The following is a 13,202-nucleotide window of genomic DNA, read 5'->3' as shown; positions in this document are numbered from 1 at the left end:
GTCCGCCCGCCGCGCGCTCGGGCTGGCGCTCGAGGCCGTGGACGAGTCCGACGCCGCCGGCCTCGTCCGGACGGCGGTCGACGCGCGTCTCACCGCCGCGGTCGCGCACCTGCTCGCGGGCGACGCCGACGCCGCCGCCGGGGTGCTCGACGCCGCGGGCGCGATGCTCGCCCGGTTCCCCGCCGCGGGCCTCCAGCTCGCCCTGCACCGGATCCGCGCGGGGATGCTGCTCGACGCCGGCCTGCTGCCCGAGGCGGTCGCGGAGGCGCGCGCGGGGATGACGGTGTGCGACGCGCTGCGTCGCCCCGCCGAGCGCACCGAGCTGCTCCGGGTGCTCGCCGACGCGCACGAGGCGCTGGGCGACCCGGTCGCCGCGCTGGCCGCGCTCCGCGAGCTGCACGAGCTGACTGTCCGGCTCGGCGACGCCCAGGCCGAGCGCCGCGCGGCGCTGCTCGGGGCGCGGATGGAGGTCGAGCAGGCCGAGCGGCAGGCGGAGGCCGAGCGCCGGCGCTCGGAGGCGCTGGAGGAGCGGAACGAGCGGCTCGCGCACGAGGCGGCCCACGACGGCCTCACCGGCCTCGCGAACCGGCGGACGCTGGACCAGCAGCTCGACCAGTGGACGGCCGAGCGCGGTGCCTTCGCGGTCGCGCTGCTGGACATCGACCACTTCAAGCGGGTCAACGACACCTACTCGCACCAGGTGGGCGACGCGGTGCTGGTCCGGGTGGCGGCGGCGCTCCAGCACGCCCTGCGCCGGGACGACCTGGCCGCCCGGTACGGCGGCGAGGAGTTCGCGGTCCTGCTGGACGGGCTCACGGGCAACCGCATCGTCGACGTCTGCGACCGGCTGCGGGAGACCGTCGCCGGCCTGGAGTGGGACGACCTCATGCCGGGCGCGTGCCTCACCGTCAGCATCGGCGTCGCGGAGCGGCAGCCCGGCGAGCCGGTGGCCGACCTGCTCACCCGCACCGACGCGGCCCTGTACCGCGCCAAGGCTGCCGGGCGGGACCGGGTGCGGGTGGCCGACCCGGCGGTCTGAGCGGGGCCGGGCGTCGGCAGCGGCGGGCGCCCGCCGCCGCGCGCGCCCGCCGCCCGGGCGCCAGACTCCTGGGCATGGAGCAGCGCGACGTCGTGGTCACCGGCGCGGCCGGCCGGATCGGCACCTACCTGCGGACCGCCGACGGCGGCCTGCGGGCGCGCGGCTGGGGCCTCCGGCTCGTGGACGCCGACACCCCGGACGACCCGGTCCCCGCGCCGGACGAGCCGTTCGCCGCCGTCGACCTGACCGACGAGGGGGCCGTCGACCGCCTGGTCCCGGTGCTGGACGGCGCGGACGGGGTGGTGCACCTGGCCGGCATCCCCTCGGAGGACACCTGGACGCGGGTCCGCCGGGCGAACGTCGACGGCACGTACCGGGTCCTGGAGGCGGCGCGCCGCGCGGGCGTGCGGCGGGTGGTGCTGGCGAGCTCGAACCACGCGGTCGGGTACTACCCCACGGACCGGGAGGCCCGGGTGGACGGCCCCGCGCGGCCGGACTCGTTCTACGGGGTGTCCAAGGTCGCGGCCGAGGCGCTCGGCAGCCTGTACGCGGACAAGTACGGCGTGGAGGTGGTGGCGCTGCGGATCGGCCTGTGCGCGGACCGGCCGGCGACGACCTTCGACCTGGGCATCTGGCTCAGCCCCGGCGACGCGGTCCGGCTCGCGGACGCGGCGCTGCGCGGGCCGGTCGCCGGGCCGGTGGTGGCGTACGGCGTGTCGGCGAACACCCGCGCGTGGTGGGATCTGTCGACCGCGCGGGCGCTCGGGTACCGGCCGGAGGACGACGCGGAGCGGTACGCGGGCGAGGTCGAGCCGTACGACGGGCCGCCGGGGGTGCTGGGGCACGGGATGACCGCGGCGGACCCGCTCGCCTGACGCCGCTCGACGCCGCGCCCGTCCTGACGCCGAGCCGGCCCCGACGCCGCACCCGCCCTGACGCCGAGCCGGCCCCGACGCCGCACCCGCCCGACGCCGGGCGTGTCCCGGCGCCGGGCGCGCCGCGCCGCGCGGTCCGCCCCCACGCGGCGCGCGACGGGCTCCGCCCGGGCGCGCAGGGGGTGGCGCGGCCGGCCGAGGATCAGCCGCGCCCGGCGGCCGCGCGCGCCGCGTCCTCCACCCGCGCCCGGTACGCGGCCCACGTGCCGTCGTCGTGGAACGGCAGGTTCGGGTCCTCCGGCCGGCTGCCCACCGCGCCGTCGATCGTCTCCCGCACGATGTCGGCGTGGCCCGCGTGCCGGGCCGTCTCCGCGATCATGTGCACCAGGATCCGGTGCAGCGTCACGTCGGCGCTCTCCGGCCGCCACCACGGCACCCGGCCCGGCGCGTCGAGCGGGAGCGCCTCGATCGTGGCGTCCGCGTGCGCCGCGGAGAAGGCGTGCAGCTCGCGCACCTGGTCCAGCGACTCCTCGGCGGTCAGCCACATGTCGGCGTTGGGCTCGGCGTCGTCGGCGAACCAGGGCAGCGGCCGGCCGTGCGGGCAGTCGAACACCTCGCCGAAGTAGTCCAGCTGGACGCTGGCGACGTGCTTGACCAGCCCGGCGACGTTGGTGCCCGTCGCGGTGAGCGGCCGGCGGGCGTCGTACTCGGACAGCCCGTCGAGCTTCGTCAGCAGCGAGTCGCGGCTCTCGCGCAGGTACCGGTGCAGCAGCGCCTTGTCATCCATGGGCCCAGTGTGCCGCCGGGGTCCGACACCCGCCGCGACCGCCCGGGCACCGTGGCGTCCCGGCTCTCACCCGGACGGCCCAGCGCGCGCGCCGCGCTCCGGGTGCGGCGCGGCCGGACCGATCCGAGACTGGCGTCGTGACCGACCGGCTGCTCCTGCTCCGCGCCCTCGCGGAGGCCGTGACGCTCTCGGGCCCGCGGCCCGGGGGCGGCGACCGCCCGTCCGCCGCGGAGCGGCTGTGCCGCGCGGCGGCGGACCTGCTCGGCGCGGCGGGCGCGGCGCTGACCTGCGCGCCCGCGGAGCCCGGCCGGTACACCGCGTGCGCCACCGACGAGGTGGCGGCGCGGCTCGCCGAGCTCGAGGACCTGGTCGGGGACGGCCCCGCGGCGCGCGCCGCCCGGCACGGCCGGACGGTCGGCACGGTGCTGGGCCCCGGCGCGCCCGCTCGGTCCGCCGACCTCGCGCCGGACGCCGCCGAGGTGCCGCCGGTGTTCGTGGTGCTCGCCGCCGACGTGCTCGCCGCCGAGGCGCCGGTCGCCATCCGGTCCTGGCCGGTGCGGGTGGCGGGACGGCCGGTGGCGGCGCTGACGGTGCACGGCCCGGCCGGGTGCGCCACGACCGAGGCCCGCGCGGACGGCCAGGTGCTGGCGGACGCGCTGGCTCCGGTGCTGGTCGGGCCGGCGGTGGCGGCGGCGCCCGCGCGCGAGCGCCGGGACCGGGCCGTCGGCATGCTGGTGGCCCAGACCGGCCTGGCGCCGGACGACGCGGCCGCGCTGCTGCAGGCCCGCGCCTGGGCGGAGGACGTCGCGGTGGCCGACCTGGAGGGCGCGGTGCTCGGGCGCACGACGTCGTTCGCGGACGGCGACGCGCCGGGCCCGCTGCCGGCCTGACCGCCGCGGGGCCCCGGCGCGCCGCGTCGCGGGCGGGCTGCGCGCGGGTGCGCCGCGGCGTCACCCGGCAGGGCTAATCGGCGGCGGATCCGCACGATTCCCGGACGAATCGGGCATCTCGACCCGGATCGGCGTGCCACCATGTGCCTGCGCGCCGTCCGCGCGCGACCGGCGTCGGGGCTCGGCGAGGAGCCCCGCAGTGCTGCCCAGGGGGACGGACGATGGCTGAGGTGTGTGCGGTGTGGCCGGGCTCGGAGCCCGCGCGCAGCGTGCTGGCGCTCCTGGACGACCTCATCGGGCTGGTGACCGGCCGGACGGGGAGTGCCGCCGAGGGCGCGGTGCACGCCCACCGCCGCGGCGCGGACTGGCTGATCGCGTCGACGGGGGAGCGCCTCACCCGCACCGGCGCGGCGGCCGACGGCGCGGGGCCGTGGCGCGCCGCCCTGGGCACCGGCGCCCCGGTGGTGCTGCCCGACCTGCGCGACGCCGACGGGCCGGTCGCCGAGCCGTGGCGGGCCGCCGCGCTCCGCGCCGGGTTCCGCGGCGTGCTCGCGCTGCCGGCCCCGCTCGCCCGGGGCGGCACCGCGGCGCTGACCCTGTACCTGGACGAGCCGGGCTCCTGGGAGCCGGAGGTGGTGCGCCGGGCCGGCGGCTTCGCGGGGGAGATGGCGTCGCTGATCGAGCTGCACAGCACGATCCCCGCGCGGGAGCCGGCGGTCAGCGAGGTCGAGGCCGCGCGACGGACCCGGGCCTCCGTGGACCACGCGGTCGGGGTCCTCATGGAGGTGCGCGGCTGCGACGAGGTCGAGGCGCGGCACGTGCTCGACGTGCTGGGCGCCTCGCAGGGCCGGACGCTCGAGGCGGTCGCCGCGTCGGTCGTGCGGCACGCCGTCCGCCCGGGCGGCCGCGGCGGGCTCGGCGGCGGCTCCGCGAAGGCGGCGCGCCGGGCCTGACCCGGGCGCCGCCGCGCGGCGCACCCGGGACCGTCGGCCCATCCCCGCCCGCGGGGGCGCCCCTAGCGTGGCCCGCACGGGCGGCGCAGGGTCGCGCCGGCCCGCCGCGGGAGCCAGGGGAGGCAGCCATGCGCGCGCACGTCGTGTACGAGAGCTTGTTCGGGAACAGCCACGCCGTCGCCGAGGCGGTGGCGGCCGGCCTGCGCGCCGCCGCTCCGGGCGCGGACGTCGAGGTGCTGAGCGTGCTCGCGGCGCCCGACGCGCTGCGCACCGACCTGGTCGTCGTCGGCGGCCCCACGCACGCCTTCTCGCTCAGCCGCCCGGAGACCCGGCGCAGCCGGCCCGACCACCTCGACGACCCGGAGGCCCGCCGCCGCGCGGAGGCCGAGCCGGGTGCCGACACCGGCCGCGGCGTGCGCGAGTGGCTGGAGGCGCTGGAGACCGCGGAGGGCACGCCGGCGGCGGCGTTCGACACCCGGGTCGACCGGCCGGTGCCCAAGCGGGCGTCGGCGGGCATGGTCAAGCGGCTGCGCCGCGCGGGGTGCCGGGTCGTGCTGCCGCCGGTGGGGTTCCACGTCGCCGGGATGCACGGCCCGCTGGTCGACGGCGAGGTCGAGCGCGCGTCGGCCTGGGCCCGCGAGGTGGCCCGGGCCGCGGGCCTCGCCGGGGTGCCCGACCCGGCCTGACCGCCGGCGGGCGCCGCGCCGCCGCCCGCGGACCACGGGTGCGCCCGCCGCCCGCGCGACCGCCGTCGGTGCCGCGCCGGCCCGGGTGCCGTCCCCGCCCCGGGCGGTGCCGCGCCGCGCGGCTAGGCTGCGACGGGACGGCCCGCGGACCCCGCGGGCGCGCGAGGGACGCGGGAGCGCAGCGGTGGCGGACGTGACGTCGACGGTGTTCTGGGTCAACGGGCACCTGGTGCCCGAGGCGGAGGCGACGACCTCGGCCCGGGACCACGGGTTCGTGGTGGGCGACGGGGTGTTCGAGGCGGTCAAGGTCGACCACGGCCGGATCTTCGCGCTGTCCCGGCACGTCGCCCGGATGGCCCGGTCCGCGGCGGGCATCGGCCTGCCCGGCTTCGACCCCGAGCTCGTCCGCCGTGCCGCGCACGAGGTCGTCGAGGCGAACGCGGACCTGCTCACCAGCGGGTACGACCTGCTGCGCGTGACGTTCACCGGCGGGCCGGGCGTCCTCGGCAGCGGGCGGGTGGACGGCCCGCCGACCCTGGTGCTCGGCCTCACCCCCGGGCACGACCCGGACCCGGAGACGGGCGTCATCACGGTGCCCTACCGCCGCAACGACGTCGGCGCGCTCACCGGGCTCAAGACGACCTCCTACGGGGAGAACGTGCTGGCGCTCGCCCAGGCCCGCGCGGCCGGCGCGAGCGAGGCGGTGTTCGCCAACACCCGCGGTCAGCTCTGCGAGGGCACCGGCACCAACGTGTTCGTCTTGCGGGACGGCGAGCTGCTGACCCCGCCGCTGTCCTCGGGCTGCCTGGCGGGGATCACCCGCGCGCTGGTGCTCGAGTGGCACGGCGCCCGCGAGGTCGACCTGCCCTACGACGCGCTCACCACGTCGGACGAGGTGTTCCTGACCTCGACCGCCCGCGACGTGCAGCCGGTGGTCGCCGTCGACGGCGCGCCGGTGGGCGGCGGGGCGCCGGGTCCCGTCACGCGGGAGGTCGCCCGGGTGTTCGCGGAGCGGCAGCGCGAGCACCTCGACCCCTGACCGGCCCGGCGGCGCGGGCCGGGGCCGGCCCCCGGCGCGGGCCGGGGCCGGCCGGCTCACACCCCGTGCAGCGTCGCGGCGAGCAGCACCGCGCGCGAGGCGATCGCCGGCAGCCGCACGTGCTCGGTCGCCGCGTGCGCCCCGCCGCCGCCCGGCCCGAATCCGTCGAGCGTCGGCAGCCCCGCCGCCCCGGTGAGGTTCGTGTCCGCGGCGCCCGGCGCCGGCGCCCCCGTGACGTCCTGCCCCACCCGTCCGGCCGCCGCGGCCACCGCCGCGAGCAGCCCCGCCGACGCGGCGCCGGGCTCCCAGGCGGGGCGCCGGGACAGCACCTCGGCCCGCACGTCGGCTCCGGGCCGCACCGGCACCGGCTCGGTCAGGTGCGCCAGCACCGCCCGCTCGCTCGCCCGGCTGACGAACCGGAGGCCCAGGTCGGCCCGCGCGCGCTCGGCCACGACGTTCGTGCGGGTGCCGCCGGCGACGACGCCGACGTTCGCGAGGACCGACGGGTGGTCCGCGAGGAACCGCCGCGCCGCGAGCAGCTGGTCCAGCAGCTCCTCGGTCGCCGACACGCCGGCGTCCGGGTCGACCGCCGCGTGCGCGGCCAGCCCGGTGACGTGCAGCCGGAGCCGGGTCGACCCGCGCCGCGCGGTCTCCAGCCCGCCGTGCGCCCCGGGCGCCTCCAGCCCGAGCGCGTAGGCGGCGCCGCGCGCGGCGTCGCGGATCAGCGCGGCGGTCGCGGGGGAGCCGACCTCCTCGTCGGGCGTGACCAGCAACCGGACGGGCCGGTGCCCGAGCCCGGCCTCCCGGAGCAGGTCCGCCGCCGCCAGCGCGACGACGATCCCGCCCTTCATGTCGTACGTCCCCGGGCCGTGCAGCACGTCGCCGTCCCGCCGGACCGGCACCGCGCCGACCGCGTGCACCGTGTCGTGGTGCGCGAGCAGCAGCGCGGGGGCGTCGCCGGCGCGCGGCCCCCGGCCGGGCAGGTCGAGGACGACGGCGTCGCCGCTCGCGGGGTCGGTCGTCGGCACGCGCCCGCCGGCGAACCCGGCCGCCCGGGCGTCCGCCACCACGAGGTCCGCGAGGGCGTCGAGGGCCGCGGCCGCCCCGGTCGGGGTCTCCAGCCGGACGTACCGCTCCAGGCGCCCGGCGTCCGCAGGCAGCCGGCGCCGGGCGGCGTCCTCGAGCCCGGCCAGGGCCGCGCCGTCGCCCCTCATGCCCCCCGAACCTAGGCCCGCCGCCCGCGCCCCGCGCGCCGGGGGCTACGCGCGCCGGCCCGTGCGTGTACTCCGCCGGCACCCCGCCCGCTCGCGCCACGTCCGCCACCGCCTATCGAACGTGTCGAGCGCCTATGCGCGGGATAGGCGTTCGACACGTTTCGTGGGCACTCGGCGCGCGCGCCGCCGCGACGCCGGCGCGACCTCGGCGCGGCAAGCCGGCGCGGGCCGTGCGCGGCCGCCGCGTCAGGCCGGCGCGTCCGCCCGGAACCGCCGCAGCAGGCTCTGCGCCGCCTCGGCCACCAGGCCGTGGTCGTGCGTGACCGCGAACGCGAACTCGCGCTCGTCGTCCTCCGGCGACCCCACCGGCGCGCCCAGCGCGGCCGAGTGCCGCGAGCGCGGCCCGTCGATCTCGCGCCCGACCAGCGCCACCGACTCGTGCGCGCCGAGCACCACCACCGCCCACTCCCGCGCCAGCGGCTCCGCCGGGTCGAGCGACGCCCACCGCACGGCCGGCGGCAGCGCGGTCGGCAGGCCGGTGCCGAGCGCGCCCACGAACGGCAGCGCCTCGGCCAGCCGCGCGTAGCGGCGCGCCGACCGCCCGGTGAAGAACCGCTCGTCCTGGAAGGCGCCGAGGACTAGCGGCGGCACCCGGTGGGCGACCGCCGCGGCCTCGAGGGTGCGGGACAGCGGCAGCAGCAGGCGCTTGGGCGCGAGCCGGACCGCCCGCCGCGTGCCGATCACCTCGAACGGCGTCGCGGTGCCCCCGAGCGGGGCGTGCGGGCGCGGCAGCCGCCCCGCGTGCCGCTCGCCGGCGGGCAGCACCCGGTGCGGCCGCCCGAGGAACCAGCCCTGCCCGAGGTCGGCGCCGAGCACCAGCGCCCGGGTGAGGTCGTCCTGGGTCTCGATGCCCTCGGCGACGACCCGCGCCCCGGTGGCCTCGGCGCGCGCCCGGACGGCGCCCGCGACCGTGATGGTCTCCGGGTCCTCCAGGGTGCGGAGCAGCTGCAGGTCGAGCTTGATGATCTCCGGGGCGAGCAGGGGGATGAACGCCAGCGACTCCGGGACGGCGCCGACGTCGTCGAGCGCGATCGCGCACCCGGCGGCGCGCAGGCGGGCCGCGGCGTCGAGCATCCCGGCCGGGTCGAGGGCGAGCGCGCGCTCGGTGATCTCCACGACGACGCGCACCTGCGCGCTGCGCCGCGCGAGCGTCTCGAGCACCAGCGGCAGGTGCCGGGACAGCGTCCGCGGCTCGATGTTGAGGAACAGCGTGTGGGACGCGCCGCCGGACGCCGCCTCCGCGTCGGCGAGCGCGCGCGACATCGCGGCGCGCTCGAGCTCGCCCAGCAGGCCCGCCTCCTCGGCCGCGTCCAGCACCTCCAGGGGCGACCGCCACCCGGCGTCGGGGGGCGTGCGCAGCAGCGCCTCGCGGCCCAGCACGTCGCCCGTCGCGAGCTCGACCACCGGCTGGTACGCGCAGTGCACGCCGCCGGTGCGGAGCAGCTCCGGCACGGGCAGCCGGCCGGGGTGCTCCGGTGCGGACAGGAGGGTCACCCCGTCCTGATCGGCAGGCCCGCGCCGATGTTGAAGGTCCTGGTCGTCGGCGTGTGCGGCGGGGCGGGCGGTCGCGTTCCCGGTTAGCGTGGCCGCGGGCTCGAGGAACGCGGGGGAACGGCGTGGCGCGTCATCAGCAGGACCGGCGGGTGGGGGACCACCTCGTCGACCGCGGCCTGGTCACCAAGCCGACGCTGGACGCGGCGGAGCGGGTCGCGGCGGAGTCGGGCGCCTACATCGGCCAGGTGCTGATCGCGATCGGCGCGATCGACTCGGAGTCGCTGACCCGCGCGCTGGCGGACCTGTGGGGTCTGCCCTACGTGGTGCCGACCCGGATCACCGAGGCCCTGGACGCCGGGACCGCCGACGTCGGCCGGGTGCTCGCCGAGCAGTGGCTCCCGCTGGAGCGCCGCGGCGACGGCACGCTGGTCGTGGCGGTCGTCGACGAGCCGACGCCGGACCGCCGCGCGGCGATCGCGGCGGCGCTGGGCGAGGAGCCGTACCTGGTGCTCGCCGACCGGTGGGACTTCCAGCAGGCCGTGCTCGACCGGTACGGCGCCGACCTGCGCGAGCGCGCGAGCCTGGGCCTGTGGGGCCGGTCGCCCGCGCAGTCCGCCCGGACCGTGCTGGTGCCGTGGCAGCGGGTCGCGCTCGTCGTCGCGCTGGTGCTGGTGGTGCTCGCGGCGGTCCTGGACCCGCGCGCGGTCGTCGTCACGCTGTCGGTGGTGGTGGGCGTCGCGTTCCTGGTCGGCACCGGCTTCAAGTTCTGGGCGTCGCTGCGCGGCGCGCGGATGGAGCACGTGACGCGCACGGACCCCGCGGAGCTCGCGGCGCTGCCCGACTCCGAGCTGCCCCGGTACACGGTGCTGGTGCCCGTGTACAAGGAGGCGAACATCGTCGCCAACCTGATCGGCAACCTCGGGGCGCTGGACTACCCGGCGCACCTGCTCGAGGTGCTGATCCTGGTCGAGGAGGACGACGCCGAGACCCGCGCCGCCGCCGAGGCCGCGCACCCGCCGGCGCACTTCCGGTTCATCACCGTCCCGGCGGGCGCCCCGCAGACCAAGCCCAAGGCGTGCAACGTCGGCCTGGAGTTCGCGACCGGCGAGTACCTCGTGATCTACGACGCCGAGGACAAGCCGGAGCCCGACCAGCTGAAGAAGGCGGTGCTCGCGTTCCGGCAGGCCGGCGAGGAGCTGGTCTGCGTGCAGGCCGCGCTCAACTACTTCAACGCCGACGAGAACCCGCTCACCCGGATGTTCACGCTGGAGTACTCGTTCTGGTTCGACTACATGCTGCCCGGGCTGGAGTACGGCAGGCTCGCGATCCCGCTGGGCGGCACGTCGAACCACTTCCGGGTCAGCGGCCTGCGCCGGCTCGGCGGCTGGGACCCGTACAACGTCACCGAGGACGCGGACCTGGGCATCCGGGCGTCCGCCGAGGGGCTGCGGGTCGGGGTCATCGACTCGACGACGTACGAGGAGGCCAACACCTCGTACCCGAACTTCGTCCGGCAGCGGTCCCGGTGGATCAAGGGCTACATGCAGACGACGCTCGTGCACCTGCGGCAGCCGTTCCGGCTGGTGCAGGTGGCCGGGCTGCGGCAGACGCTGTCGTTCCTGTTCCTGGTCGGGGGCACGCCCGCGACGTTCCTCGCGGTCCCGCTGCTGTACGCGGTGTTCCTCGCGTCGCTGCTCCTCGACCCGCACCAGCTGGCGTTCCTGTTCCCCGGCTGGGTGCTCTGGCTGTCGCTGTTCAACCTCGGCGTCGGCAGCGCGCTGATGATCTACGTCTCGATGATGGGCGCCTTCAAGCGCCGCCGGTACGGCCTCGTGCTGTGGGGGCTGGCGAACCCGGCGTACTGGCTGCTGCACTCCGTCGCCGCGTACAAGGCGCTCTGGCAGCTCATCACGAAGCCGCACTACTGGGAGAAGACCGCACATGGCCTCACTGGCGTCGCCGCTGCCGCGCACGTCCCCGCGACGGTACGCGGCTGACACCTGGCCGGCCGGGCCCGCCGCGCGCTGGGGCCTGCGGGTCGCGCTGGCGCTGCCGTTCGTCGCGGTCGCGCTGCTGTCCCGGTCGGCGGGCTGGGTGCCCGCCGCGAACGAGGCGCTGGCCGACCGCGGCGCGCTGGTGCAGTGGGGCGACAGCGGGCTGTCCTGGATCGCGCAGGTGTTCCCGCCCCTGTCGGCGGCGCTGGCCTCGGTGCTCGGCGGCAGCACGCTGGCGATGAGCCTGCTCGCGGCCGCCGTGCTGGGCTTCACGCTGCAGCGGCTCGCCGCGGTGCTGGTGCGCGAGGGCCTGGGCCCGTGGGCAACGGCGGCCGTCGTCGGGACGCTCGTGCTCACGCCGCCGCTGTACTACCTCGCGTCGAACGACCTGGTGTCCCTGCTCGGCGTCGCCCTGCTGGTGCTGGCGCTCGACGGCATCGCCGCGTTCGTCGAGCAGCGGTCCACCGAGGCCGGCTTCCGCGCGGGGCTCGCGCTGGGGGTCGCCGTGATGCTCGATCCGGGCGCCTGGCTGTACGCGCTGACGCTCGCCGCCGTCGCGCCGTTCTTCGCGCGCCGCGCGGGCCGGTCGGGCTGGCGGGCGAACGAGGCGACCGTCGCGGTGCTGCTGTTCCCGGCGGTGGCCGCCGTCGGGTTCTGGCTCTACGCGTCCTGGTGGTTCTCGGCCGACCCGCTGGGCGGCATGGAGGCGGCGACGCCCGCCGGCTGGCTGCCGGGCGGCGCCGGCGCGTCGGCGGCCGACGCGCTGCGGCAGATCGCGCTGGCCCTGCTGGCCGCCCCGCTGGTGCTGGTCGCGTCGACGGTGCGCGCCGTCCGGGACCCGTGGTCGCTGATCGCGCCGGGCATCGCCCTCGTCGGGCTGTACCTCTCGCTGTGGCTCGGGCTGCGGGAGGCGGCCGGCCAGACCTGGATCGTGCTGACGGCGCTGTACGTGCTGCTGCTCGCGCCCCGGGACCCCGGGCCGCGGCGGCGGGTGGCGATCGTGGTGGCGTCCGTCGCGCAGCTCGCGATCGGCTGGCTGGTGGTGCTGACCTCGGGCGGGACGCTGGGGGACTGGGCGCGGGCGGTGCTCGGCGGCTGACGGGCCGCCGCCCGGGCTGGTGGCCCCCGCCCCGACGGGGTACAACCGAGGCATGACGACCCGCCCCCGTGACCTGACGTCCGACACCGCCGCCGACCACCGCGCCGAGGCGCTGCCGTCCGAGGCCGAGCTGCGCGCGACCGACGTGCGCTCCGGCGGCGACGCCTCGCGGGCGCCGCGCACCCTCCGGGACAGCGAGCTGCTCCCGGACGACGAGGCGATCGCGGCGTCGGACGACTGGGACGACCCCGAGCGGCTCTGACCCGCCCGGCCGGCCCGCGGGCCGGCCGCGCCCCGGCGCAGCACGAGGCCCCGGCCACCTCCCAGGTGACCGGGGCCTCGGCGATCCGGGGGCCGCGCGGGCGGGACCCGCGCGGCGCGCGGTGCCTCAGACGGAGGACGGGTCCTTCGCGGCGGCGCCGGCGTCCTTCGCGGACTCCTGCTCGCCCTCCGCCCCGGCGGTGCTGAGCTCGCCGCCCGCGTTCTCCAGGTGCGCCCGCACGAACCAGTGGAACAGCTCGAGCTCGTGCAGGTGGCCGACCAGCAGGTCGTTGGTGACCGTGTCGAGGTCCTCGGTCGCGGCCGCGGCCTCGCGGTGGTCGGTCACGACGCCGACGTACACCTCGTCGAGCGCGCCCAGGTGCTCGATCGCGCCGGCCCGGCCGATCGAGTAGTCGTCCCAGCTGCGGTCCTGGACCAGCGCGCCGGGGGTGCCCACCGGGGCCACGCCCAGGGTCGCGATGCGCTCCGCGATGGCGTCCACCATGGCGCGCACGGCGTCCACCTGCGGGTCGATCATCTCGTGCACCGCGATGAAGTGCGGGCCGGTGACGTTCCAGTGGATGTGCTTGAGCGTGAGCGCGAGGTCGTTGAGCGCGTTCAGGCGCTGCTGGAGGATCGCGGCGATCGTGCGGCCGTCCTCGACGCTCAGCGACGGGACGGTGTACTTCGGCAGCTCCGTGCGGCGAACCATCAGTCTCCTCCTTGCGGTCCTCGGCGCCCGACGGCGCCGGCTGGCTCCCACGCTGCCCCAAGCCCGGGGGTCGCGCAATCGCAGGTGAGGCGCGTGCGT

The 13,202-nt window shown here is 78.3% G+C and carries 13 protein-coding genes; 9 read left to right on the top strand and 4 right to left on the bottom strand.

Annotated features, from left to right (window positions below; translation table 11 throughout):
* Positions 1-1,039 (top strand): GGDEF domain-containing protein (locus VER05_RS12140; RefSeq protein ID WP_324845606.1); only part of this gene is annotated, 1,039 nt, incomplete at its 5' end.
* A gap of 74 nt (positions 1,040-1,113) precedes the next feature.
* Positions 1,114-1,914 (top strand): NAD(P)-dependent oxidoreductase, encoded by an 801-nt coding sequence (locus VER05_RS12135; RefSeq protein WP_324845605.1) that lies wholly within the window; start codon positions 1,114-1,116, stop codon positions 1,912-1,914.
* Positions 1,915-2,116: 202 nt separating this feature from the next.
* Here the strand turns inward: VER05_RS12135 and VER05_RS12130 are convergent, their stop codons facing one another.
* On the bottom strand, positions 2,117-2,701 hold the full coding sequence (locus tag VER05_RS12130; protein WP_324845604.1) for a DinB family protein: 585 nt from the start codon (positions 2,699-2,701) through the stop codon (positions 2,117-2,119).
* A 137-nt stretch (positions 2,702-2,838) separates the two neighbouring features.
* Here VER05_RS12130 and VER05_RS12125 point away from each other — a divergent pair, with 137 nt between their 5' ends.
* The 4 genes from VER05_RS12125 (at position 2,839) to VER05_RS12110 (ending at position 6,269) form a co-directional block, all read left to right on the top strand.
* On the top strand, positions 2,839-3,591 hold the full coding sequence (locus tag VER05_RS12125) for a hypothetical protein (protein WP_324845603.1): 753 nt from the start codon (positions 2,839-2,841) through the stop codon (positions 3,589-3,591).
* 221 nt (positions 3,592-3,812) lie between these two features.
* The gene (locus tag VER05_RS12120) at positions 3,813-4,544 is read left to right on the top strand and encodes an ANTAR domain-containing protein (RefSeq protein ID WP_324845602.1); all 732 of its coding nucleotides are present in this window, start codon (positions 3,813-3,815) and stop codon (positions 4,542-4,544) included.
* Positions 4,545-4,672: 128 nt separating this feature from the next.
* Positions 4,673-5,230, top strand: a complete 558-nt coding sequence (locus tag VER05_RS12115; protein WP_324845601.1) for a hypothetical protein — start codon at positions 4,673-4,675, stop codon at positions 5,228-5,230.
* A 184-nt stretch (positions 5,231-5,414) separates the two neighbouring features.
* Positions 5,415-6,269 (top strand): aminotransferase class IV, encoded by an 855-nt coding sequence (locus VER05_RS12110; RefSeq protein WP_324845600.1) that lies wholly within the window; start codon positions 5,415-5,417, stop codon positions 6,267-6,269.
* Between the two features lie 56 nt (positions 6,270-6,325).
* Here VER05_RS12110 and VER05_RS12105 read toward each other — a convergent pair whose 3' ends face one another.
* Entirely contained in the window at positions 6,326-7,483 is a 1,158-nt protein-coding gene (locus VER05_RS12105; RefSeq protein WP_324845599.1) for a M20/M25/M40 family metallo-hydrolase, read from the bottom strand.
* A gap of 246 nt (positions 7,484-7,729) precedes the next feature.
* Positions 7,730-9,037, bottom strand: a complete 1,308-nt coding sequence (locus VER05_RS12100) for a sensor domain-containing phosphodiesterase (protein WP_324845598.1) — start codon at positions 9,035-9,037, stop codon at positions 7,730-7,732.
* A 122-nt stretch (positions 9,038-9,159) separates the two neighbouring features.
* Between VER05_RS12100 and VER05_RS12095 the strand changes: the two genes are divergently transcribed.
* From VER05_RS12095 to VER05_RS12085, 3 genes are read left to right on the top strand one after another with little or no spacing between them, the layout of a single operon-like run.
* Positions 9,160-11,034, top strand: coding sequence for a glycosyltransferase (locus tag VER05_RS12095; RefSeq protein WP_324845597.1), 1,875 nt, complete (start codon positions 9,160-9,162; stop codon positions 11,032-11,034).
* Entirely contained in the window at positions 10,979-12,130 is a 1,152-nt protein-coding gene (locus VER05_RS12090) for a hypothetical protein (RefSeq protein WP_324845596.1), read from the top strand. The genes VER05_RS12095 and VER05_RS12090 overlap by 56 nt, the downstream gene beginning before the upstream one ends.
* Positions 12,131-12,182: 52 nt before the next feature.
* Entirely contained in the window at positions 12,183-12,392 is a 210-nt protein-coding gene (locus VER05_RS12085) for a hypothetical protein (RefSeq protein WP_154730199.1), read from the top strand.
* Between the two features lie 126 nt (positions 12,393-12,518).
* On the opposite strand, the gene VER05_RS12080 is transcribed toward VER05_RS12085, so the two are convergent.
* Complete coding sequence (locus VER05_RS12080) at positions 12,519-13,103, bottom strand: DNA starvation/stationary phase protection protein (RefSeq protein ID WP_324845595.1); 585 nt, start codon at positions 13,101-13,103, stop codon at positions 12,519-12,521.
* Positions 13,104-13,202 lie beyond the last annotated feature (99 nt).

Origin of the sequence: Cellulomonas sp., from assembly GCF_035634735.1 — a bacterium.
Taxonomy (GTDB): domain Bacteria; phylum Actinomycetota; class Actinomycetes; order Actinomycetales; family Cellulomonadaceae; genus Cellulomonas.
Note: the sequence above shows the minus strand (reverse complement) of the source record. Positions and strands in the feature narration are given on the sequence as shown.